The sequence below is a fragment of the Micromonospora echinofusca genome (assembly GCF_900091445.1).
GTDB classification, from domain to species: domain Bacteria; phylum Actinomycetota; class Actinomycetes; order Mycobacteriales; family Micromonosporaceae; genus Micromonospora; species Micromonospora echinofusca.
This window is the reverse complement of record NZ_LT607733.1, coordinates 6,806,160-6,828,308: the sequence shown is the minus strand read 5'-3', so window position 1 is coordinate 6,828,308 and position 22,149 is coordinate 6,806,160. Positions and strand designations below refer to the sequence as shown.

18 protein-coding genes, 1 tRNA gene and 1 pseudogene are annotated in these 22,149 nt (G+C 71.6%); 11 read left to right on the top strand and 9 right to left on the bottom strand.

The genetic code is table 11. The annotated features are described in order from the left end of the window. Positions 1 to 308: 308 nt before the first annotated feature. The 3 genes from GA0070610_RS29475 to GA0070610_RS29465 are packed head-to-tail and all read left to right on the top strand — an operon-like array spanning position 309 to position 3,177. Positions 309 to 968: an Rv0361 family membrane protein gene (locus tag GA0070610_RS29475; RefSeq protein ID WP_089003043.1), complete on the top strand. Its 660-nt coding sequence runs from the start codon at positions 309 to 311 to the stop codon at positions 966 to 968. A gap of 26 nt (positions 969 to 994) precedes the next feature. Then, positions 995 to 1,972: an ArsA family ATPase gene (locus GA0070610_RS29470; protein ID WP_089003042.1), complete on the top strand. Its 978-nt coding sequence runs from the start codon at positions 995 to 997 to the stop codon at positions 1,970 to 1,972. Between the two features lie 53 nt (positions 1,973 to 2,025). Beyond that, complete coding sequence (locus tag GA0070610_RS29465) at positions 2,026 to 3,177, top strand: ArsA family ATPase (protein ID WP_172896619.1); 1,152 nt, start codon at positions 2,026 to 2,028, stop codon at positions 3,175 to 3,177. Positions 3,178 to 3,183: 6 nt separating this feature from the next. On the opposite strand, the gene GA0070610_RS29460 is transcribed toward GA0070610_RS29465, so the two are convergent. Further along, on the bottom strand, positions 3,184 to 3,504 hold the full coding sequence (locus tag GA0070610_RS29460; RefSeq protein ID WP_089003040.1) for a WhiB family transcriptional regulator: 321 nt from the start codon (positions 3,502 to 3,504) through the stop codon (positions 3,184 to 3,186). A gap of 404 nt (positions 3,505 to 3,908) precedes the next feature. On the opposite strand from GA0070610_RS29460, the gene GA0070610_RS29455 reads away from it, so the two are divergent. Next, positions 3,909 to 6,344: a penicillin-binding protein gene (locus GA0070610_RS29455; RefSeq protein ID WP_089003039.1), complete on the top strand. Its 2,436-nt coding sequence runs from the start codon at positions 3,909 to 3,911 to the stop codon at positions 6,342 to 6,344. A gap of 81 nt (positions 6,345 to 6,425) precedes the next feature. Here the strand turns inward: GA0070610_RS29455 and GA0070610_RS29450 are convergent, their stop codons facing one another. Then, positions 6,426 to 6,881: a GatB/YqeY domain-containing protein gene (locus GA0070610_RS29450; protein WP_089003038.1), complete on the bottom strand. Its 456-nt coding sequence runs from the start codon at positions 6,879 to 6,881 to the stop codon at positions 6,426 to 6,428. Between the two features lie 25 nt (positions 6,882 to 6,906). Between GA0070610_RS29450 and GA0070610_RS29445 the strand changes: the two genes are divergently transcribed. Then, a complete protein-coding gene (locus GA0070610_RS29445; RefSeq protein WP_089003037.1) occupies positions 6,907 to 7,800 on the top strand; it encodes a metallophosphoesterase in 894 nt (297 codons plus the stop codon). Between the two features lie 312 nt (positions 7,801 to 8,112). Continuing rightward, a tRNA-Pro gene (locus GA0070610_RS29440) sits at positions 8,113 to 8,186 on the top strand. Positions 8,187 to 8,262: 76 nt separating this feature from the next. Here GA0070610_RS29440 and GA0070610_RS29435 read toward each other — a convergent pair. Next, positions 8,263 to 8,481, bottom strand: a pseudogene (locus tag GA0070610_RS29435) (tyrosine-type recombinase/integrase); the annotation flags it as partial. A gap of 224 nt (positions 8,482 to 8,705) precedes the next feature. Between GA0070610_RS29435 and GA0070610_RS29430 the strand changes: the two are divergent. Next, complete coding sequence (locus GA0070610_RS29430; protein WP_089003036.1) at positions 8,706 to 9,035, top strand: hypothetical protein; 330 nt, start codon at positions 8,706 to 8,708, stop codon at positions 9,033 to 9,035. Positions 9,036 to 9,210: 175 nt separating this feature from the next. On the opposite strand, the gene GA0070610_RS29425 is transcribed toward GA0070610_RS29430, so the two are convergent. Further along, a complete protein-coding gene (locus GA0070610_RS29425) occupies positions 9,211 to 9,435 on the bottom strand; it encodes a winged helix-turn-helix domain-containing protein (RefSeq protein WP_089003035.1) in 225 nt (74 codons plus the stop codon). A gap of 206 nt (positions 9,436 to 9,641) precedes the next feature. Here GA0070610_RS29425 and GA0070610_RS29420 point away from each other — a divergent pair, with 206 nt between their 5' ends. Both GA0070610_RS29420 and GA0070610_RS29410 read left to right on the top strand, forming a co-directional pair. Then, complete coding sequence (locus tag GA0070610_RS29420) at positions 9,642 to 9,911, top strand: hypothetical protein (protein WP_231925854.1); 270 nt, start codon at positions 9,642 to 9,644, stop codon at positions 9,909 to 9,911. Between the two features lie 1,106 nt (positions 9,912 to 11,017). Beyond that, positions 11,018 to 14,032 (top strand): NACHT and WD repeat domain-containing protein, encoded by a 3,015-nt coding sequence (locus GA0070610_RS29410; protein WP_157747274.1) that lies wholly within the window; start codon positions 11,018 to 11,020, stop codon positions 14,030 to 14,032. An 80-nt stretch (positions 14,033 to 14,112) separates the two neighbouring features. Here GA0070610_RS29410 and GA0070610_RS29405 read toward each other — a convergent pair whose 3' ends face one another. Both GA0070610_RS29405 and GA0070610_RS29400 read right to left on the bottom strand, forming a co-directional pair. After that, entirely contained in the window at positions 14,113 to 14,499 is a 387-nt protein-coding gene (locus GA0070610_RS29405; protein ID WP_089003032.1) for a VOC family protein, read from the bottom strand. Positions 14,500 to 14,541: 42 nt separating this feature from the next. Beyond that, a complete protein-coding gene (locus GA0070610_RS29400) occupies positions 14,542 to 15,015 on the bottom strand; it encodes a hypothetical protein (protein WP_089003031.1) in 474 nt (157 codons plus the stop codon). Positions 15,016 to 15,147: 132 nt separating this feature from the next. Here GA0070610_RS29400 and GA0070610_RS29395 point away from each other — a divergent pair, with 132 nt between their 5' ends. Then, positions 15,148 to 16,431: an MFS transporter gene (locus GA0070610_RS29395; RefSeq protein WP_089003030.1), complete on the top strand. Its 1,284-nt coding sequence runs from the start codon at positions 15,148 to 15,150 to the stop codon at positions 16,429 to 16,431. Positions 16,432 to 16,524: 93 nt separating this feature from the next. Here GA0070610_RS29395 and GA0070610_RS29390 read toward each other — a convergent pair whose 3' ends face one another. Next, positions 16,525 to 18,234, bottom strand: coding sequence for a bifunctional metallophosphatase/5'-nucleotidase (locus tag GA0070610_RS29390; RefSeq protein WP_089003029.1), 1,710 nt, complete (start codon positions 18,232 to 18,234; stop codon positions 16,525 to 16,527). A 286-nt stretch (positions 18,235 to 18,520) separates the two neighbouring features. Next, entirely contained in the window at positions 18,521 to 19,303 is a 783-nt protein-coding gene (locus GA0070610_RS29385) for a phosphodiesterase (protein ID WP_089003028.1), read from the bottom strand. Between the two features lie 218 nt (positions 19,304 to 19,521). On the opposite strand from GA0070610_RS29385, the gene GA0070610_RS29380 reads away from it, so the two are divergent. After that, positions 19,522 to 20,943: a GGDEF domain-containing protein gene (locus GA0070610_RS29380; RefSeq protein ID WP_089003027.1), complete on the top strand. Its 1,422-nt coding sequence runs from the start codon at positions 19,522 to 19,524 to the stop codon at positions 20,941 to 20,943. A gap of 141 nt (positions 20,944 to 21,084) precedes the next feature. On the opposite strand, the gene GA0070610_RS29375 is transcribed toward GA0070610_RS29380, so the two are convergent. Further along, positions 21,085 to 22,146 (bottom strand): aspartate-semialdehyde dehydrogenase, encoded by a 1,062-nt coding sequence (locus GA0070610_RS29375; protein WP_089003026.1) that lies wholly within the window; start codon positions 22,144 to 22,146, stop codon positions 21,085 to 21,087. Positions 22,147 to 22,149 lie beyond the last annotated feature (3 nt).

The following is a 22,149-nucleotide window of genomic DNA, read 5'->3' as shown; positions in this document are numbered from 1 at the left end:
GCCTTGCCTCCGGACGTCGTACCTGGTCACGTCATCACTTCGGGCCCGGACGCTGCGCCTGGCCCGCCCCCGCGCCGCTGAGAACGTAGGTCCGGGGCGACAGTCCCGCCAACCGGACGCGCACACCCGATCACCCAAAGTCACATATGCGACACAGCGTCGGTAAGGAACCTGACGGCACCCCGGCGCCCCCCGGCGCGACGAACCGACCGATACCCTTCCGGTCGGACGGGCGCTCGCCGCCTCGCCGCCAGCTCGATCACGCTCGTCGCCCGGTCAGGCGACGACGTCGCAACCCGGGGGATGAGATGACCCAACCACCCAGCGGTGGCCCCGTCGGACCGGCCGACCAGCCGGACCCTCCGGCGGCTCCCGACGCCACGGGGACGCCCGGCCCGGCCGCCGCCCCCGCCGTCCCTCCCGGCAGCCCCGCCGCCGTTCCGCCCGGCCCCGCCGCCGTCCCGGACCCGGCGTTCCCTCCTCCCCCGCCCGGGTACCCGCCCCACCAGCCGCCCGCCGCGCCGAGGAAGAAGCGCGGCGCGCTGATCGCCTCCATCGCCCTGGCCGTGATCCTGCTGCTCTGCGCCGGCGGCGGCGTCGTGGCGTTCCTGACGCTGCGCGACGCCGAGAGCGGCGAGGGGGCCAAGGAGCCGGCGGTCGCGGTGGACGAGTTCCTCAAGGCCGTCTACCAGGAGCGTGACGCCGACCGGGCGGCCGGCCTGGTCTGCTCCTCCTCGCGCGACGAGAAGAAGATCGCGGCCAAGGTGGCCGAGGTCGAGAAGCACGTCTCGGCCCACCAGAACCCCCGGTTCCGGTGGAGCACCCCGCAGGTGGACAACCAGACCGGTGACCGCGCCACGGTCACCACCAAGGTCACCATGACCACCGCCGACGAGAAGGTGGCCGACCAGGACCTGCGGTTCACCGTGGTGAGGAAGACGGGTTGGTGGGTCTGCGAGGTCGCCTGAGCCGGCGGCCTGGATAGGCTCGACGGGTGCGAGCAGCAGAGTCGACGGCCGACCCGGCCGGCACCCGGTGGCCGGCCCGCCTCCACGTCGTGACCGGCAAGGGCGGCACCGGCAAGACGAGCGTCGCGGCGGCGCTGGCCCTGGCGCTGGCCGCCGGCGGCCAGCGCACGCTGCTGGTCGAGGTCGAGGGGCGGCAGGGCATCGCCCAGCTCTTCGGCACCGACCCGCTGCCGTACGAGGAACGGCACCTGACCGACGCGCCGGGCGGCGGGGAGGTGCGGGCCCTGGCGGTCGACGCCGAGGAGGCCCTGCTGGAGTACCTCGACATGTTCTACAAGCTCGGCGCGGCCGGCCGGGCGCTGCGCAAGCTCGGGGCGATCGACTTCGCCACCACCATCGCCCCCGGCCTGCGGGACGTCCTGCTCACCGGCAAGGTGAAGGAGGCCACCACCCGCACCGTCGGCCAGCGGCGCGCGTACGACGCCGTGGTGCTGGACGCGCCGCCCACCGGGCGGATCGGCCGGTTCCTCAACGTCACCGCCGAGACGGCCCGGCTGGCCAAGGTGGGCCCGATCAAGACCCAGAGCGAGGGGGTCGCCGCCCTGCTGCGCTCCCCGATCACCGCCGTGCACGTCGTCACCCTGCTGGAGGAGATGCCGGTCCAGGAGACGGTCGACGCGATCGCCGAGCTGACCCAGCTCGGCTTCCCGGTGGGTCGGGTGATCGTCAACGGGGCCCGGCCGCCGCTGCCCGCCGGGCGGGTGGTGGCCGCCGCGGAGCTGGAACGGGGGCTGCGCGCCGCCGGGCTGCCGACCGACCGGGAGACCGTCGCCGGGCTGGCCGCCGAGGCGCGCGACCAGGCCGTCCGCCGCGAGCTGGAGGAGACGCTCCGGGCCGACCTGGTGGAGCTGGGGCTGCCGATGACCGAGCTGCCCCTGCTGCCCGGCGGGGTGGACCGGGCCGGCCTGGACCGGCTCGCCGCGGCCCTCGTCGGGGCCGACTGACTCACACTGCCGCCGGCACGGGCGCAAGGACCGACCCGGCCCGATACGCTCGATTGGTGCCTTCCGAAGACGCGGCGCCGCAGCTGGACGTCGACCAGATCCTCGCCGATCCGGGCGTCCGGATCGTGGTGTGCTGCGGGGCGGGCGGGGTGGGGAAGACGACCACGGCCGCCGCGCTCGCGCTGCGCGCCGCCGAGCGGCACGGCCGGCGTACGGTGGTGCTCACCATCGACCCGGCCCGCCGGCTGGCCCAGTCGCTCGGGCTGACCGAGCTGGACAACACCCCCCGCCAGGTCAAGGGCATCGACGTCGAGGCCAGCGGCGGCGAGCTGCACGCCATGATGCTCGACATGAAGCGCACGTTCGACGACGTGGTGCTCCAGCACACCGATCGGGCGAAGGCGGAAGAGATCTTCGCCAACCCCTTCTACCAGGCGATGAGCTCGACCTTCGCCGGCACGCAGGAATACATGGCGATGGAGAAGCTGGGCCAGCTGCACGCCCGGGGCGAGTGGGACCTGATCGTGGTGGACACCCCGCCGTCCCGCTCGGCGCTGGACTTCCTGGACGCCCCGGCCCGGCTGTCCCGCTTCCTCGACGGGCGGATGCTGCGGCTGCTGCTGGCTCCGGCGCGTACCGGCGGGCGGAGCATGTTCAGTCTGGTCACGGCCTCGTTCGGAATGTTCTCCAAGGTCGTGCAGAAGGTGCTCGGGGCCCAGTTGCTGACCGACCTGTCCGGGTTCGTCGCCGCGTTGGACTCGATGTTCGGCGGCTTCCGTCAGCGCGCCGAGCAGACGTACCGCATCCTCCAGGCCCGGGAGACGGCGTTCCTGCTGGTCGCGGCGCCGGAGCCGGACGCGGTCCGGGAGGCGGCCTACTTCGCGGGCCGGCTGCGCGAGGAGAAGATGCCGCTGGCGGGCCTGGTGCTCAACCGGGTGCACCGCTCGGCGGTGCCGGCGCTCGACGCGGCCGACAGCCTGGCCGCCGCGGAGCGGCTGGCCGGCCTCGGCGGGCACGAGGGCACCGTCGACGTGCTGCGGGCCCACGCCGCGCTGGCTCAGCAGGCGGTACGCGAGCGGCAGGTGGCGGCGCGGTTCACCGAGGCGTTCCCGGCGGTGCCGGCGGTGTCGGTGACGGCGCAGCCCGCCGACGTGCACGACGTCGACGGGCTGCGGACGATCGGCGCGGCGATCAGCCGGCCGTGACGGCGATCAGCCGGCGGTGGTGACGAGGATCTTATCCTTGCCGGCCTTGTCCTTGGCGTTCTTCTTCATCGCGGCTTCGAACATCTTGCGCCAGCTCGCCACCTGGGGGTGACGGCGCAACAGCGCGCGGCGTTCACGTTCGGTCATGCCGCCCCACACGCCGAACTCGATCCGGTTGTCCAGCGCGTCGGCCAGGCACTCGTACCGAACTGGGCAGCTCCGGCAGATCCGCTTCGCCACGTTCTGTTCGGCGCCCTGTACGAACAACGCGTCCGGGTCCCCGTTCTGACACGCCGCCAGCGACGGCCAGTCAGTGATCATGCCCATCTGTACACGTCCCCCCTTGCAGTACCTACCGACCCCGTCGCGGACCAGCCGGCAATCCCCCCGATCGCCCGGCCTGCCTTCCCCAAGGCGGCACGGACGACATGTGGCGCTGTCGCCGCCCCCATCATGCTCTGTAGTCGACTGATTACGCAACGTTGTCGGCGAAATCCATCATTCCGGACACTCCCGGCTTCCCGGGCTTCGCGACCGCCGGTTACCCCGTCGGAGTCCGTGAAAACGCTGCGAGCCCCTCCCGGAAGGAGAGAGACTCGGCGCCGGATCCACGCAACCACGCACCGGGGGTCGTGCGTTTAGCACAACGAGGTCGGCGCGCGCAGGAAATGGGGAAAGAACGCCCCGGCGCCCCTCGTTCCCTACTCGCGTACCCTGTCGAGGTGACCTGGATGCGGAAACGTGACCACAATGTGCTGACCAACGCCGCATCGCTACTCATCTGTGGCCTGTTGGCCGGCGTGGTGGTCGCGGCGGCGGCCTTCCCCGCGGTGGCGATGTCCGGGCTTGCCGCGAAGGCCGGCGCCGAGACCTTCGGCGCACTACCCAAGGAGCTGACCGTGGCCCGCGCGCCACAGATCAGCTACCTGCTCGCCTCCGACGGCAAGACCCCGCTGGCGACCATGTACGACGAGAACCGTCGCGACGTGAAGCTGGCCGACATCGCGCCCATCATGCAGAAGGCGATCGTCGCCGCCGAGGACCACGACTTCTACAAGCACAACGGCGTGGACCTCAACGGCATCGCCCGGGCCTTCGTCAACAACCAGTCCAACGCGTCCAGCCAGCAGGGCGCCTCGACGCTGACCATGCAGTACGTCCGGCTCGCCATCGCCTACTCGGCGAGCCACCCGGCGGACGTCGTCGCGGCCACCGAGGACACCAGCGCCCGCAAGCTGCGCGAGATGCGCTACGCCATCCAGATCGACAAGGAGCTCTCCAAGGACGAGATCCTGGAGCGCTACCTCAACATCGCCGCGTTCGGCAACGGCGCGTACGGCATCTACGCCGCCAGCCAGGTCTACTTCAACAAGCCGCCGAGCAAGTTGAAGATCGAGGAAGCGGCCATGCTCGCCGGCATGGTGAAGGCGCCGAGCACCAACGACCCGACCACCAAGAGCGGCTACAAGGCGGCGGTCGCCCGGCGCGACTACGTCATCGAGAACATGGTCGAGACCGGCGCCATCACCCGCCAGGAGGCGGACGCGGCGAAGGCCGTCCAGCTCAAGGTCACCGGCAAGCGGGCCCCCAACGGCTGCGTCTCGACCAACGAGAAGGGCTGGGGCTTCTTCTGCGACTACTTCTACCGCTGGTGGATGGGGCAGGAGACGTTCGGCTCGACCTCGTACGACCGGGAGCGGCGGCTCAAGAGCGGCGGCTACACCGTCATCACCACGCTTGACCCGCAGGCCCAGCGGGGCGCCGACAAGGCGGTCCGCAAGGCCAAGTCGGAGAAGAGCAAGGAAGCCGCCATGGTCGCGGTGGTGGAGCCGGGCACCGGCCGGGTACGGGCGCTGGCGGTGAACCGCAACTTCAAGCTCGACGACCCGAAGAAGCCGGCCAACAAGCCGCACAGCGACCCCAAGCAGCGCAAGAAGAAGAAGCTCGGCAACTACCCGAACACCGTGAACCCGCTGCTCACCGGGGGCGACGGCCTGACGGGCTACCAGGCCGGCTCGACCTTCAAGATCTTCACGATCGTGGCGGCGCTGGAGAAGGGCATCCCGCTCGGCTACACGATCAACGCCCCGCAGCAGTTCCGCTCGGAATACCGGATCCAGCCCGGGCCCGCAGCCTGCCCCGGCACCAACCTGTACTGCCCGACCAACTCCGGCAAGAAGGCCGGTGGCGTGCAGAACATGTGGAGCGCCTTCGCCCAGTCGATCAACACGTACTTCGTGCCGCTCCAGCAGCAGGTCGGCGCCGAGAACGTGGTCGACGTGGCCAAGCGGCTCGGCATCCAGTTCCGCACCACGGAGGACCGCCGGCTGAGCGGCACCAAGGAGGCCGCGCACGACTGGGGTGCCTTCACCCTGGGCGTCTCGCAGACCACCCCGATGGAGCTGGCCAACGCCTACGCCACCCTCGCGGCGGACGGCAAGTACTGCGAGCCCATCCCGGTGCAGGAGATCAAGGACCCGGAGGGCAAGAAGCTCGACATCGCCAACCCGCGCTGCGAGAAGCGGGTCAGCACCGAGGTGGCCCGCGCCGCCGTCGACGCCGCCCGCTGCCCGGTCGGTGACAACTCCTCCACCAGCCGGTGCGGCGGCAGCCGTACGGCCGCGAACGTCCGGGGCATCGTCGACGCGCCGGTGGCCGGCAAGTCCGGCACCACCGACTCGGAGAAGACCGCCTCCCTCGTCGCGATGACCAAGCAGTACGCGGTGGCGGGCATCATGGCCGACCCCGACTGGCCGCAGACCAACGTCAAGATGAAGCACAAGCAGAAGGACGGCATCAACCCGCCGGTCTACGAGACGCTGCGCGACGCCATGAAGGGCAAGAAGCGGATCAACTTCGAGCCCCCGGGCCAGAAGATCCGTGAGGGCGACCAGCGTCGCATCCCCGACGTCAAGTGCCTGGACCCGCAGCAGGCGAAGTCCCGGATCGAGGCGGAGGGCTTCGACGCGATCATCTCCGACATCAAGGTCCCGTCAAGCTGCCCCGCCGGCAAGGCCGCCGGCACCAGCCCCGACGGCCGCACCATCAAGGGCGGCGTGGTGACCATCCAGATCAGCGCCGGCGGAGGCACCACCCCGGGCACGACGCCCGGCAACGGCGGGCCGCCGAACAACCCGGGCCGTCCGCCGGGCCGCCCCGGCGGCTGAGCCGGCCGCACGAACGCCACGGGCGGGCACCCTTCGCGGGGTGCCCGCCCGTTTCGCGTACGCGGGTCGGCGCGGCCGGAGTCAGAGGCCGAGCTGTCGGCGTACCTCGGCGGCGACCCGACCGCCCTCGGCCCGTCCGGCCACCGCCGCCTGGGCCGCCTTCATGGCCGGGCCCATCTGCGCCTTGCCGGTGAAGCCGCCCGCGGCGAGCGCCCCCGCGACCAGCTCGGTCAGCTCGGCGTCGGGGAGCTGCTTCGGCAGGTAGCGCTCCAGCACCTCGCCCTCGGCGACCTCCTTCGCGGCCTGCTCGGTGCGGCCGGCGTCACCGAAGGCGGTGGCGGCCTCCCGGCGCTTCTTCGCCTCCTTGGTCAGCACCGCGAGCACCTCGTCGTCGGTGAGCTCGCGCTTGGCCTTGCCGGCGACCTCGGCGGTGCCGACGGCGGCGAGCGCCATCCGCAGCGTGGAGGTGGTCAGCTCGTCGCGCGCCTTCAGGGCGGCGCGCATGTCGGCGGTCAGACGGTCCTTCAGCGTGCTCATGGTCGGTGAAACTACCCTGAACGCCATGCGAAAGCGCACACTATTCCGGCTCGCGACCGGGACCGCCGCCCTCGGCGCGGCGACCCTGGCGTACGCGTCACTCGTCGAGCGCAACATGTTCACCCTGCGGCGGTACGACGTGCCGGTGCTGCCGGCCGACGCGGAGCCCCTGCGGATCCTGCACCTGTCGGACCTGCACATGATGCCCGACCAGGGGCGCAAGCAGCGCTGGGTGGCGTCGCTGGCCGCCCTCGACCCCGACCTGGTCGTGGTCACCGGGGACAACATGGCGCACCCCGGCGCCGTGCCCGGCGTGCTGCGCGCCCTCCAGCCCCTGCTCGACTACCCGGGAGCCTTCGTCTTCGGCTCGAACGACTACACCGGGCCGGTCTGGAAGAACCCGTTCACCTACCTCCTGCCCGACCGGGAGTACACCGAGGGCGTCGAGCTGCCGCACGAGGAGCTGCGTGAGGTCTTCGTCGGCGCTGGCTGGACGGACCTGAACAACGCCCGCACCACCGTCAAGGCCGGCGGCCGGGTCGTCGAGCTGCTCGGGGTGGACGACCCGCACGTCGAGCGGGACGACTACGACTCCGTGGCCGGGCCGGTGTCGCCGACCGCCGACCTGTCGATCGCGCTCACCCACTCCCCCGAGCCGGCCGTCCTCGACCGGATGGCCGCCGACGGCTTCGGGCTGATGCTCGCCGGGCACACCCACGGCGGCCAGGTCTGCGTACCGGGGGTCGGCGCGCTGGTCACCAACTGCGGCCTGCCCCGCTCCATGGCACGCGGCCTGCACCGCTGGCCCGGCTCCGACGCGTGGCTGCACGTCTCCGCCGGCCTCGGCACGCACCCGACCGCGCCGATCCGGTTCGCCTGCCCGCCGGAGGCGAGCGTGCTCACCCTGATCCCGCGCTGACCCGCGGCTCGCCCTTCCGCCCTCGGTCCGCCCGCCGGCCGTCCAAGGACCGGCGGGCGGGCCGGTCCGGGCGCGGTGACGTGGGGCACGCGGTGCCGGACCTGGGCGCGGTGATGTGGGGCGCGTCGGCGCGGATCAGTGACCGACGCCCCGGCCTGGGTGTGGCCGCCCTGTCGAGCTGAACCGCCTACGACATCAGCCGGCGCCCGGGGGTTCGCCGGGCTCCCACGAGGGCCGCACAGGGCCGCCACGGCGGTGGGGGTACCGAGTTGGACCCCTGAGCGGGGTGGGCTACTATTTGTCGGCACGCCTCGGGGTGTGGCGCAGCTTGGTAGCGCGCTTCGTTCGGGACGAAGAGGTCGTCGGTTCGAATCCGGCCACCCCGACCGAGGTCAGGGGCCACTCTCCATCGATGAGAGTGGCCCCTGATGCATTCGTACAGCAGTCGAGTACAGCAGCGCGTCAGCGCAGACTCTCGCCCAGGCGCTTGAGGGCGTCGCGGGTGGCGTCCGAGGACGCCTGCGAGTAGATCTCCATCGTCACCGACACCTCCGCGTGCCGAAGCACCTGCATGATGACGCGCGGGTGCACGTCCAGGTCGACGAGCAGGGTCGCGCAGGTACGCCGGGCATCGTGCACGGTGATCTTCCGGACCCCGGCGCGGGCACAGCGGGCATCCCAACACGCGCCCAAGGGCCACCGACCGGCCACAGCTCAACGCCAAGGAGTAACAGGCGGAATGAGGCAGCCGCGAGGCAGCGAAAGCTACAGCGCCGTCTGGCGGCGGACGGCACCGGTCAGCGCAGTGTCCATGCTAGCTGCCACAGGACGAGTTCCGGCGACATCCAGCTGTGGCTCGTGCCCGCGTTCACACCGAAGCGTCCGGCGTCGGAAACAATGCGGCCGTGAGTTGGGAAGAGTTCTTGTGGCATATGGAGCACCGGCTGGGCATGTACGTTGGGCGGCCGACGTACGAGCGAGCGTTCTCGCTGCTGACGGGGTTCGCCCTCGCGCGCGGTCAGGGTGAGCTGGCGGCGTTCCAGGAGTGGATGTCTGCCCGCCATCCCGGCAGTCCTCTCGTCTTCTCGTCTTTAGCGCTCGCCGAGACCTTCGGTAGGGGTGCCATCGAGGATGGCCTTGTCAGCGACGACGACCACGAGCGCGCCGTCTCGAACCTTTGCCGGCTCTTCCGAGAGTTCCTAGGGCAGCATGCGTCGACCGCGCACCACCACTAGAGACGTTGCCCCTGTTGCTGTCGACAGCAACGGTGACAGCAACCAGCCGGGACGAGGACAGTCGCCAGCGGTCGAGCGTGCACCTCCGCCCGAGGTCGCGTACGCGGACAGACGTTGCCGGACGGAGCGCTCAAAACTTATGAACGAGGCGTCGCGCCTCGAGGGTGACCCCGGCTCACCGGGGAAGCGGGTTGGCGACGTAGACGCCCTTGCCCTGCCGGCCGTCAATCAGGCCCTCGGCCTTGAGCAGCAGCATGGCAGCACGGATCACGGTGTTGCTGGCTTCGTAGTGCTCGCAGAGGGCGGCAAACGAGGGCAGCTTGTCGCCCGGCTTCAACTGGCCGGAGCTGACCTGCTCGCGAATATCTCGGGCGACCTGTAGGTAGGCAGCTTCAGACATAGGTGGTGCTCCCAGCTTGGCGGCTGGTGCAAGCAGACCACACCGAACGCTCGACTTACAACGCTATGTGTCGTAGCTGTTTACCCTGCGCACATTGCGTCCTAAGTTGCTGGTGGGGCCACCCAGCTTGGCGGCCGGTCGCCCTGCCGTGGGTGCCCTGTCTCCGGACACGGCTGACCGGGTGCCCAGCGTCGGCGGGAGGCGAGATGACCAGACCGGACGATGCAACTGGTTCGACCGCAGGTTCCGTGCGGTACACCGGCTACCACCAGAGGCAGAACAACAGCCGGCGACGCGTGTCCTACGACGAGTACGTCCTGGCGGCGGCGCTGACCCTCGCCCGCCGGCACCGACCCGTCTGGTCATGGCAGGACTGGCGGCGCATCTGCCGCTACGGAAGCGACCTGCCCTGCCGAAGCCGTCATCCCATCCCGATCAACCGCGGCCACTGGCCGAGCCAGGACGCGCCGCGATGACGACACACCTCCCGGTGACACCGGCTTGGACGTGCGGCGGATGCGGTGCCGACTGGCCCTGCCAGACCCGAGGCAGGAGCTACGAGCGGAGTACGACAACGCCTCGCCCTCTACCTGGCCGCCCAGCTCGTCGACGCCGCCCAGGACCTGGCCCACGCCCCCGCCGGCCACCTGCACCACTCGCCGGGAGTTCGGGACGAAGAGGTCTGTCGTCGGTTCGAATGCGGCCACCCCGACCAGAGGTAAGAGCAGGTCAAGCCTCTCCAGCGAGGGGCCTTGACCCGTTTCCGACGATCACTGCCCTCCCGGAGGCAGCGAGAAGGCAGCAAACGACGCGAGCGCCCTGCGATCCAGCCAGAGTCGGGTGCGTCCAGAACGGGGCCGCTCCACAGTGTGGATCGGCTACAGACGGCGAGAATGGCGGGTTGGATCGTCGGGTGGCCCGACCCACCGCGTATCCCGCTCCTTCACTGGGCGTCACCGCCTCGAAGGGGCGCGCGGTGGGACGACTCCTACCTACGCAACACGCCCATCACGGGCAAGTCGTACACCAATCCAGTGGACGCAACTCGGCGCCGGGCCCGGCTAGGCTCCACTCTCTGTTCCTGCTCTGATGCTTTGGGTAATCGAGGGGTGTGCTGGTGTCTGGTCGGCGAGTTGTCTGGGCTGCGGGTGTCGGGGTGGTGGTGGCTGCCGCGAACAGCGCGGTGATCAACAAGCTGCAGAGCGGTTGGCAGTGGTGGGCCGCAGCCGGGGTATTCACGTTGTTCGGGGCGGTGGTAGCGGGTTGGCTGGCCGCAAACGCGTCGGGGACGCACCGGCCGGTCGGTCCTGGTGCGGTGGTGGCGGGTCGGGACATCAGTGGCCAGGTCCGAACCGATGGGTCTGTGGCAGCTGGTAGTGGTTCGCCGATGCGGGAGACCGGAGTCGGCCCGGGCGCGGTGGTGGCGGGTCGGGACATCGCCGAGAAGGCGAACATCGATACCACCGGCAGCAGTCGGCAGGGATCGGGTCGGTAGCGGGTGGGTACCAGATGGCAGCTGGCCCCGGGCGCGGTGGTTGCGGGCCGGGACCTCACCGGGACGGTGCACACCGGACCGACGTACATGCAATTCACGGTAGGTCAGTCCGATCGTCTCCAGGACGCGACCTTCGATCCCGCGCCACTGTACGAGCAGCTGGATCTCGCCCGCTTTCAGGGCCGCGCTGGCCTGATCGCCCGGATCGACGAGCGGATCGCGGCCACCGAACAGGGGTACGTGGTAGTGCGGGGCGAGGCGGGGGTGGGCAAGAGTGCGCTGGCGGCTCGTCTGGTGTGGACGCGTCCGTGTGCCTACCACTTCACCCGTCTGGATGGCGGGGCCCGTAACCCGGTTGAGGCGCGCAAGAGTCTGGCGGCGCAGTTGATTGGCGCGTGGGATCTGACGGAGCGGTTCACTCCGGGGGGCGTGTTTCCGGCGGCGGCGCAGCGGCCGGACTGGCTGGCCAAGGTCATCCGGGCGGCGGTGGCGGCCCGTGACGAGCGCTTCCCCGTGGTCGAGCGCCGGCCACTTGTGCTGGTCGTTGACGGGTTGGACGAGGCCGAGCCGGATTCGCCGGGCATGGGTACCGGGGTACCGCTCGGCCTGCCGACCCCGGACGCCCTGCCAGCCGGGGCGTACATCGTGGCGACCAGTCGGTATGGTCTGCCACTGGTCGCGTTGCGCGATCCGTTGCGGGTCGGCTGGTCGCAAATCGAGGTGGAGGGCGCCGACAACCTGGCCGACATGGCCGCCTACATGCACGCCGCGACCACCGGCCCTAACCCGGACCTGGCGCTGACCCGGGCGCTGGTAGAGCATCAGGTCAGCACGCCGGCGTTCGTCGCGACATTGCTGGATCGGTGCCGCGGGGTGTGGATATACCTGCGGTACGTGCTGGACGAGATCCGCGCTGCTCTGCGTCCACCGAATGACGTTGCCTCTTTGCCTGACGGGTTGCGCGGCTACTACGAACTGCAGATCCAGCACCGGTGGGCCGCGCATCCCGATTGGCGCAGGCTGCACTTGCCTGCTCTTGCTGTGCTCGCCGCCCTCGGCCGCGCGATCGGTAGCGCCGACCTCGCTACGGTGCTCAACAGCCCGGACGCTGCCGGCGAACTGGCAACATGGCTGGAGGGGCCTGCCCGCGCATACCTCGACGTGACCACCGGGCCGGACCGCCGCCGCCAGTACCAGGTTCGCCACCAGAGCCTGCGCGACCTGTTCACTACCGCCCCTCCCAGCGGCGAGGAACCCGTTGATGCCGGGCTGACCAACCAGTTGCACGCTGCCTGGCACACCGCACACCGCGCGATCACGACCTGGCTGGTGCCGCCCACCAGCCCGGCCACCGGCCGGCGCGACTGGTCCGCTATCGATGACTACACCCGACTGCAGCTGCCCGCACACGCTGCCGCCGCCGAGATGCTCGACGAGTTCATATCCGATCCTGGATTCCTGCTGTCCTGCCCGCCAGGCCAGATCTTGTCGCACCGACACGCACTGACCACACGGGACGCCGTCACCGCAGCCGCGGCTGCGGAGAGCGCCGCCACCAGCGACTGGACCGGCTGGCCTAAACCGCAACGGGCCTGGTGGCTACACATCTGGGCCCGCAAGACCCGATCGATCAACTTGGCTGACACACTCATCGTCGACCACCCTGCCTGGCCCTGGCATGTGCAAGCCGCCCTTTGGTCCGGAACCACTCACCGCACCCTCACCGGGCACAGCGACGGGGTAGCGGCGGTGGCAGTGCTGCCCACCCCGGACGGCCGACACCACATCGTCTCCGCCGGCGTCGACGGGACCGTGCGGGTCTGGGACGCCGACACCGGCGACCAGCTGACCGAACTGACCGGCCACACCTACGGTGCGTCGGCGGTGGCAGTGCTGCCCACCCCGGACGGCCGACACCACATCGTCTCCGCTGGCGTCGACGGGACCGTGCGGGTCTGGGACGCCGACACCGGCGACCAGCTGACCGAACTGACCGGCCACACCTACGGTGCGTCGGCGGTGGCAGTGCTGCCCGACCCACACGACCGACACCGCATCATCACCGCCAGCCGCGACGGCACGGTACGAATCTGGAACCCCGACACCAGCGACCAACCGACCGAACTGATCGGCCACACCGAGGGGGTGTTGGCCGTGGCAGCGCTACCCAGACCGAACGACCGACACCACATCATCACCGCCAGCCGCGACGGCACGGTACGAATCTGGAACCCCGACACCAGCAACCAACCAACCAAGCTGACCGGCCACACCGGCTCGGTGGCGGCAGTAGCGGTGCTGCCCGGCCCGCACGACCAGCACCGCATCATCACCGCCAGCCGCGACGGCACAGTGCGAGTCTGGAACCCCGACACCGGCGACCAACCGACCGAACTGATCGGCCACACCGGCTGGGTGTTGGCCGTGGCAGCGCTACCCAGACCGAACGGCCGACACCACATCGTCTCCGCCGGCGTCGATAGGACCGTGCGGGTCTGGGACCCCGACACCGGCGACCAACTAACCGAGCTGATCGGCCACACCGACGGGGTGTTGGCCGTGGCAGCGCTACCCAGACCGAACGGCCGACACCACATCGTCTCCGCCGGTGAAGACGGCACGGTGCGGGTCTGGGACCCCGACACCGGCGACCAACCGACCGAACTGATCGGCCACACCGACGGGGTGTTGGCCGTGGCAGCGCTACCCAGACCGAACGACCGACACCACATCATCACCGCCAGCCGCGACGGCACGGTACGAATCTGGAACCCCGACACCGGCGAGCAGCCAAACAAGCTGACCGGCCACACCGGCTGGGTGGCGGCGTTGGCAGTGCTACCCGACCCGGACGGCCGACACCACATCGTCTCCGCCGGTGAAGACGGCACGGTACGAGTCTGGGACCCCGACACCGGCGACCGGCCAAGCGAGCTGACCGGCCACACCGACGGGGTGTGGGCGGTAGCGGTGCTGCCCGGACCGGACGGCCGGCACCGCATTGTCACCGGCGGCGGCGACCGTTCTGTGATGGTCTTCGTGCCCGGTACCAAAGCCGCGCGGCAAACAGCAGCTTTCCCATTGGCCTTCCAACCGGTGTGACGAGAAGCCTTGGCTCGTTTCCGACCGTCCTTCCGACCGTAGGCGACCGGAAGCAGGTTGGCGCGGCGCGCGGCGTCCGATCAGGGGCAGCGGTCGGCGAGGACGCAGAACTCGTTCCCCTCCGGGTCGGCGAGTACGACCCAACGCTCATCGCCCTGGCCGACGTCGGCGTGCCGGGCACCGAGGTCGAGCAGGCGACGGACCTCTTCGTCCCGGTCCATGTCGGTCGGGTTGAGGTCGATGTGGAGCCGGTTCTTGACGGTCTTGCCCTCGGGCACCCGCGCGAACGTCAACGTCGGCGGCACCGGGCCGGGGCGGTCCCTGCCTTCCGGCACCACGGGGGAGCCGATCGTGACGATTTCGTCGTCCTCGTCCTGCACGACGTAGCCGAGGACGGCGCACCAGAACCGGGCGAGAGCGTGCGGGTCGGCACAGTCGATCGCCAGCTCGGTGAACTTGCTGGTCATGTCGGACCATCCCCAGTCGAGTGCCGGCCCCCGGGGGGCCGGTCAGTCCTGCTGTTCGGTGCGCGCGATCTCCGTGAACGCGGCGGTCAGGTAGCCGTCGAGGGGCCGCCCCGTGGCAGCGAGCAGGTCGGCGACGAGCAGCGGCCCGTGCCGCGCCACGGCGGGCGGGTCGGGCGGCGACTCGTCGCCGTCGGGGTCGTAGACGCCGAGGGCGCCCGCCAGCAGGACGAGCACCACGTGCGGGTCGACGTCGGGCTGCCACTGCGCGGCGTCGCGCACGCAGCCTTCGAGCACCTGACGGACGTCGTCGCCGTCCAGGCCGTCGGGGTGGGTCTCCTCCAGCAGCAGCCGGACCACCGCGCCGAGCACCAGGCCGGAACGGTCGGCTGCGGCGAGCCGGGCCACCGCGACGTCGTACGCCTCGGGGGCGCGCTCGCGGGCGGCGGCGACCGCGTCGGTGGTGGCGGCGGCGATCTCGCGGGCCGGTGCGGGCAGGTGTTGCCAGGTGGTGGTCATCGCGACCAGGATCGCAGAGAGGTACGACGCCCCGCCGGCACGCCCGTCCTGTGACCCCGCGCACAGGGTGAACGGGAAACTCGGCGCCAAAAGGCCTCGCGCTGTGTCACACCCAGCACACAGAATCGGGGGATGCTCAGTCGCGCCCTGCCCCGCCGCTCCGAAGCCCGGCGGATGCTCATCGGCACGCTGTTGTCGGCGATCGGGCGCGGCCTCACCCTGCCGTTCCTGTTCATCTACCTGACCGACGTCCGCGGCCTCTCCGACACCCGCGCCGGTCTGGTGATCGGCTGGTACGGCGTGGTGACCCTGGCGCTGTCGCCCATCGGCGGCACGCTCATCGACCGGTTCGGCGCCCGCCGGATCCTGCTGACGGGCCTGGTGATCGAGGCGGTCGGCACCGGGTCGCTGGCGCTGGTCGACTCCAGCGCCTCGGCGTTCGGGGTGATGACGCTGGTCGCGATGGGCAGCTCCGTCATCTGGCCCGGGCAGAACACGATCCTCGCCTCACTCACCGACGTCGACGAGCGGCAGCGGGTCTTCGGGTTGAACTTCGCCCTGCTCAACCTCGGCATCGGCCTCGGCGGCCTGACCTCCGGGGCGATCGTCGACACGGCCCGCGCGGTCACCTTCCAGACGATCTACGTGCTCGACGCGATCAGCTACCTGATGCCCGCGCTGATCCTGCTGACCCTGCCGCACGTGGGCCACCGGCTCGCCGCCGCGACGGGCGGGGACCGGGCGTCGGCCGGCGGCTACCTCACCGTGCTGCGTGACCGTCCGTTCCGGCGGCTGGTCATCTTCGGCCTGGTCCTCACCACCTGCGGCTACGCGCAGATCGAGGTCGGCTTCACCGCGTACGCCGTGCGGGTGGCCGAGGTGACGCCGCGCGTGGTCGCCTGGGCGCTGGCCGGCAACACGGTGATGATCGTGCTCTCCCAGTTGCTGGTCCTGCGGCGGATGGAGGGGCGCAGCCGGACGGGCGGGCTGGCGGTCGTGGGCGCGGTCTTCGCGCTCGCCTGGCTGGTCCTGGGGGCCGGGGGCGTGGTCGGCCCGAGCAACGCGCTGGTCGCCGCCCTCTGCGTCGTGGCCTGCTCGGCGATCTTCGGCTTCGGCGAGACGCTGCTGTCGCCGGTGATGCCGGCGCTGACGAACGCGCTCGCCACGGACGCGCTGCGCGGCCGGTACAACGCCATGAGCTCGATGATCTTCGGCATCAGCGGGGTGATCGGTCCGGTCACGGCGGGCCCGCTGCTCGGTGCGGCCAACGGCCGGATCTGGGTCGTGGCGGTCGTCAGCGGTTGCCTGGTGGCATCGCTCATCGCGCTCTCCCTGCGCCGGCTGCTCACGCCGGCCCAGGACGGCCGCGCGCCGGCCACCCCGCCGGCCGCCGAGCCGGCTGCCGCGAAGGCCTGACCGCGCCCACTCGACCATGCCGAGGTGACCGCGCCGGACGACGACGGGCCCCGGAGCGGATGCTCCGGGGCCCGTCGACTGGTGCGTCCGCCGTCAGGCGGCGGGGACCTCCGCGGTGGTGCGGATGCGGTCCAGGGCCGGTGCCGAGACCGGGGACTGGGCGGTCAGGTAGGCCACGAACGCGTCGAGGTCGATCATTCCGGTGACCGCGTTGGTGCCGCCGGTGAGGACGGTGAAGCCGTCGCCGCCGCCGGAGAGGAAGTTGTTCACCGTGACGCGGTACGTGGCGTCGGCGGTGACCGCCGTACCGCCGAGGGTGAGGCTGCCCCGGACGACCCGGGTGCCGGAGCAGGCGTCGGCGGCGGTGCCGGTGGTGCCGGCGGGGTCGACGACGTACCGGACGGTCGACGACGGGTAGAGCGTCCGGCCGGTGACGAACTGCTGCTCCAGCAGGCAGTAGAGCTGCGCGCCGGTGAGGTCGAGCGTCACGAGGTTGTTGGCGAACGGCTGCACCGTGAACGCCTCCTCGTAGGTGACCGGCCCGGCGTCGAGGTCGGCGCGTACGCCACCGGGGTTCATGAAGGCGGCGACGGCGCCCTGCTCGTCGTCGGTGGCGGCGAGCTGCGCGTCGGCGATCAGGTTGCCCAGCGGCGACTCGCCCATGGTCGTACCGAAGAGGGTCTCCTGGGTCTTCTTGATCTCCGTGGTGGTCTGGCCGACCTCGCGGCCGGCCACCGGGCCGAGCACGGTCTTGTAGCGCTTGATCAGGTCGGTCTGCGCCCGGTCCGGGGCGAGGTCCCGGGTGACCACCACGTTCTCGGCCTTGGCGCTGATCACGTCGCCGGTGCGCCGGTCGATGGAGAGGTCGATGTCGGTGACCAGGCGGCCGAAGGAGCTGGCGCTGGTGACCAGCTTGCCGCTGATGTCGCAGTTGTACGCCTGGTGGGTGTGGCCGCTGACGACCACGTCGATGGACGGGTCCATCCGGTTGGCGATGTCCACGATGGGGCCGGAGATGCCCTTGCAGTCGTTGATGCCGCCGGTGGCGTCCTGGGTGCCGCCCTCGTGCAGCAGCACGACGATGGTCTCGACGCCCTGGCGGCGCAGCTCGCGGGCGTACCGGTTGGCGGTCTGCGCCTCGTCGGCGAAGGTCAGGCCGGCGACGCCCTGCTGGCTGACGATGCGCGGGGTGCCCTCCAGCGTCATGCCGATGAAGCCGACCTTGACGCCCTGCACCTTGTGGATGGCGTACGGCGCCAGCAGCGGCTGGCCGGTCGCGGTCTTGAACGCGTTCGCGGAGAGGTACTGGAAGCCGGCGCCCTCGTACGGGGTGCCGTCGACGCAGCCGTCGACCGGGTGGCAGCCGCCGTTCTGGATGCGCAGCAGCTCGTCGGCACCCTCGTCGAACTCGTGGTTGCCGACGCTGGCGTAGTCGAGCCCGGCCAGCGAAAGCGCCTCGATGGTCGGCTCGTCGTGGAACGCGGCGGAGAGCAGCGGGGAGGCGCCGATCAGGTCGCCGGCCGCCACGGTGATCGTGTTCTGCTCCTTGGCGGCGCGCTTGCGCAGCTCGGCGAGCTGGGTGGCGAGGTATTCGGCCCCGCCGGCGGGCTGCCCGGCGATGGTGCCGCTGGAGCCGGACGGCGGTTCGAGGTTGCCGTGGAAGTCGTTGAGCGCGAGCAGCTTGACGGCGACCGGCTTCGGGCCGGCGTCCGCCTGGTCGGGGGTGGTCGTGACCGCGCCGAGGGCGGTCACGGCGAGCGCGGTCAGGCCGATGGCGGCCCGGCGCATCCCGGGGATGGACATGGAACTCCTCGTGGGAAGCCGGCGCGGGCACCCGGGTGACGGTCAACCCCGGGGGCTGGCCGCGCCGTCGGCAGTGTTCGGTCGCGGTGACGCCGGTGGGGGATCGCCGCCGCGTCGCCGACAGCCTCTCATCGTCGCCCGTCCCCGTCGACCGGGGCGTACCCCCGGAGCTGGGCATACCCGCGACCGGAGGCACGTCCGGACGGGCGTTTCCGACATGCCCGGCAGTGCCGACGGGCTGCCGGCCGGCGGGACGTGCGCCGGTCGTCCGACCGACCGCCGGCGGTCAGAGGTCGCAGGTCATGCCGGCGGCGTGGCTGGCCTGCACCAGGTGCGTGACGCAGCCGCCTCCGGCGACCTGGTGCAGCAGGAAGCCGGTCGGCTCGGCGACCCAGCCGAACCGTTCGTCGGGGCTGGTGGTGAGCGAACTCTGCCGCCAGGTGCTCGGCGCGGTGGTGAGCACCGTGCCGGCGAAGTTCACCGTCACGGGGCGGTGGACGTGCCCGGCGAGCACCCGGACGACGTGCGGGTGCCGGGCGACCACCTCGGCCAGCCCGTCGCCGTCGGTCAGCCGGATGTCGTCGAGGAACGGGATGCCGACGGGCGCCGGCGGGTGGTGCAGGCAGACCACCGCCGGCACCTCGGGCCGGCCGGCCAGCACCCCCTCCAGCCAGCCGAGCTGGTCCTCGCCGAGACAGCCGGCGCCACCCCCGCCCGGCATCAGGGAATCCAGCACCACGACCGTCGCCTCCGGATGGTCGACGTGGTAGTAGGCCGAGAAGCCACCGCCGAGCCACGGGGTGCCGCCGAACGCGTCCAGCAGCGACTCGCGGTCGTCGTGGTTGCCGGCGACGAGGTGCAGCGGCAGCGGGAACCGGCCGAGGATCTCGCGCAGGGTCGCGTACTCGTCGGGGCGACCACGCTCGACCAGGTCGCCGGTGACGACCACGCAGTCGGGCCGGGGGTTCAGCGCCAGCACCCGGCCCAGGGCGCGGTGCAGGCCGGCGGCCGGCTCGGCGGCGAGCGCGCCGGTGGTCAGGTGCGGATCACTGAGCTGGGCGATGAGCATCGGTGCCTCCACTCGACCGGGGACCCTCACGCTATCGCCGCGAGCCCCGGCGCGCGGCCCGCCCGTACCCACAGGCCCTGTCCACAGCCTGTGGATGGCACATGTGTACGAAGAACGCGGACGATCTTGAACCACGGCGGTACGGCGGTCCGCTGAGTACGCTTGATCGCGGGCCCGCCCGCCGGTCGCAGCCCTCCCTACCTGGAACGACGTGCCGAGTGGATCACGAGCGAGTCATCCGAGACGTCACGGTCCGCCTCCCCATGGCGTCGACCGTCGTCGAGGCGTGCCGGTGGACCGTCACGGCGCTCGCCCGCCACGCGCCGGCCACCATCTCCGTCCTGCTGCACGTCCACGACCGGCTGCGCTGCGTCGCGGCCACCGGGTCCTGGCAGGTCTTCTCCACCGTGCCGCCGAAGACCGGGATCGTGGGCCGGGTGTACGCCTCCGGCGAGACCGCCGTCGTGCCCGACGTCGCCGACGACCCCGACTACATCCCGGTACGCCCCGACGTCACCGCCGAGGTGTGCGTACCGGTGCTGGACCCGGCGGGCCGGCCCATCGGGGTGCTGGACCTCCAGTGGTGCGGTCCGACCGACCTCGGGCCCTGGCGCGACACCGCCGAGCGGCTGGCGGCCCGGCTCGGCGCCCGGATCGTGGCGCTCGGCGGGCCACCGGCGGAGAGCCGCAGCGAGAAGCTCCTCCGGCACGCCGCCGCGCTGACCTCGGCGTCGACGGAGTGGGATCTGTTCGCCGCCGCGATCACCGCGGCCCGGGACGTCTCCACGCTCTCCGCGGCGGTGCTGGTGCTCACCGGCCCGACCGGGCCCCGGCTCGGCACGCCGCCGGCCACCCCGGGCGAGTTGGAGGGGCGGATCCGGGCGGAGCTGGCCGAGGCGGGCCCGGCCGCGCTGGACCGGCTGGTCACCCGCGCCCACCGCCACGGCGTGGGCTACACGCTCGGCGAGGCGGGACATCCGCCCATCCCGGACCACCTGCCGCTGACCCGGGCCGGGGTGCGCACCCTGGTCGCGGTGCCGGTCGGCCAGCCCGACGACGGCGGGGTGCTGCTGGTCGCCGACGAACGGCTGCTGCGCCCCGACCCGACCACCGTCAACCTGCTGGAGCTGCTCGCCGGTCAGGCGTGGAGCTGCCTGGACCGGCTGCGTACGCTGGCCCGCCTGCGCGAGCAGGCCAACTCCGACCCGCTGACCGGGCTACGGCACACGGGGCCCTTCGGCCAGCGGATCGCGGCGGCCACCCCGGGACGTACGGCCCTGCTCGCCATCGACGTGGACGGCTTCAAGACCGTCAACGACACGTACGGCCACCAGGCCGGTGACCGCGTCCTCGTCCGGCTGGCCCGGGCCCTGGAAAGGGCGCTGCGGCACGGCGACGAGCTCTACCGCGTCGGCGGCGACGAGTTCGTGGCGGTGATCGAGGTGACCCGCCCCGAGGAGGCCGTACGCATCGCCGAGCGCCTGAACGAGGCGGCGCGGCGGATCGGTCGCACGATCAGCGTCGGGGTGGCCCTCCCCCGCCCGGGCGAATCCCCCGAAGCCACGTTGCGTCGCGCCGACCAGGCCCTCTACGCGGTCAAACGCCACGGCCGCGACGCCACCCGCCTCGCCCCGGCCTAGGTGTACTGGCCGACGAACCACCACCACCGGACAGCTGATACCTCAGCGGCATAAAAATACCTGTGTGGTATCCAGTCGGCGGACCAACACCGCCCGGCCGCCGAGGTCCCGCGCAGCCATGATCGACGCGAGCGGGCGGGGTTAGCGGGGGGTCAGCTCCTTGGCGAGGAGTTCGGCTATCTGGGCCGTGTTGAGGGCGGCGCCCTTGCGGAGGTTGTCGCCGGTGACGAAGAAGTCCAGCGCGCGGGGGTCGTCGACGGCACGGCGGATCCGGCCCACCCACGAGGGGTCGGTGCCGACCGCGTCGATGGGCATGGGGAACTCGCCCGCCCCCGGGTCGTCGACCAGGATCACCCCGGGCGCGTTCCGCAGCACCTCGCGGGCGCCCTCGGCGTCCACCTCGGTGGCGAAGACCGCGTGCACCGCGACGGAGTGGCCGGTCACCACCGGCACCCGTACGCAGGTGGCGGAGACCTTGAGGTCGGGCAGCCCGAGGATCTTGCGCGACTCGTTGCGCAGCTTCATCTCCTCGGACGACCATCCCGCGTCGACCAGGGAGCCGGCCCAGGGCACCACGTTGAGCGCCAGCGGCGCGGGGAACGGGCCGACGTCGTCGCCGACCGCCTGGCGTACGTCGCCGGGGCGGGAGCCGAGCACCCGGTCCCCCGCGATCTTGGTGAGCTGGGCGTGCAGGGTGTCCACGCCGCTCTGGCCGGCGCCGGAGGCCGCCTGGTAGGAGGCGAGCACGAGTTCGCGCAGCCCGTACTCGCGGTGCAGCGGGGCGATCGCGATGATCATCGCCAGGGTGGTGCAGTTGGCGTTGGCGATGATCCCCTTCGGCCGGTTGCGTACCTGCTCGGGGTTGATCTCCGGCACCACCAGCGGCACGTCGCGATCCATCCGGAAGGCGCCGGAGTTGTCGACCGCGACGGCCCCGCGGCTGACCGCGACGGGCGCCCACTGCGCGGAGACCTCGTCCGGGACGTCGAACATCGCCACGTCGACGCCGTCGAACGCCTCCGGGGTCAGCGCCTGGACGGTCAGCTCCTCGCCCCGGCAGCGCAGCCGCCGCCCGACCGAGCGCTCCGAGGCGAGCAGCCGGATCTCGCCCCAGACGTTCTTCCGGCCGCTGAGCAGCTCGCACATCACGGTGCCGACGGCACCGGTCGCCCCGACCACGGCCAGGGTGGGCAGCGGCGACACGGT

What these genes read in the sequence shown, in the direction of transcription:
- GA0070610_RS29475 (WP_089003043.1), top strand. Translation starts at nt 309, where the DNA reads ATGACCCAACCACCCAGCGGTGGCCCCGTCGGACCGGCCGACCAGCCG.
- GA0070610_RS29460 (WP_089003040.1), bottom strand. Translation starts at nt 3,504, where the DNA reads ATGGGCATGATCACTGACTGGCCGTCGCTGGCGGCGTGTCAGAACGGG.
- GA0070610_RS29455 (WP_089003039.1), top strand. Translation starts at nt 3,909, where the DNA reads ATGCGGAAACGTGACCACAATGTGCTGACCAACGCCGCATCGCTACTC.
- GA0070610_RS29450 (WP_089003038.1), bottom strand. Translation starts at nt 6,881, where the DNA reads ATGAGCACGCTGAAGGACCGTCTGACCGCCGACATGCGCGCCGCCCTG.
- GA0070610_RS29445 (WP_089003037.1), top strand. Translation starts at nt 6,907, where the DNA reads ATGCGAAAGCGCACACTATTCCGGCTCGCGACCGGGACCGCCGCCCTC.
- GA0070610_RS29425 (WP_089003035.1), bottom strand. Translation starts at nt 9,435, where the DNA reads ATGTCTGAAGCTGCCTACCTACAGGTCGCCCGAGATATTCGCGAGCAG.
- GA0070610_RS29420 (WP_231925854.1), top strand. Translation starts at nt 9,642, where the DNA reads ATGACCAGACCGGACGATGCAACTGGTTCGACCGCAGGTTCCGTGCGG.
- GA0070610_RS29410 (WP_157747274.1), top strand. Translation starts at nt 11,018, where the DNA reads ATGCAATTCACGGTAGGTCAGTCCGATCGTCTCCAGGACGCGACCTTC.
- GA0070610_RS29405 (WP_089003032.1), bottom strand. Translation starts at nt 14,499, where the DNA reads ATGACCAGCAAGTTCACCGAGCTGGCGATCGACTGTGCCGACCCGCAC.
- GA0070610_RS29400 (WP_089003031.1), bottom strand. Translation starts at nt 15,015, where the DNA reads ATGACCACCACCTGGCAACACCTGCCCGCACCGGCCCGCGAGATCGCC.
- GA0070610_RS29395 (WP_089003030.1), top strand. Translation starts at nt 15,148, where the DNA reads ATGCTCAGTCGCGCCCTGCCCCGCCGCTCCGAAGCCCGGCGGATGCTC.
- GA0070610_RS29390 (WP_089003029.1), bottom strand. Translation starts at nt 18,234, where the DNA reads ATGTCCATCCCCGGGATGCGCCGGGCCGCCATCGGCCTGACCGCGCTC.
- GA0070610_RS29385 (WP_089003028.1), bottom strand. Translation starts at nt 19,303, where the DNA reads ATGCTCATCGCCCAGCTCAGTGATCCGCACCTGACCACCGGCGCGCTC.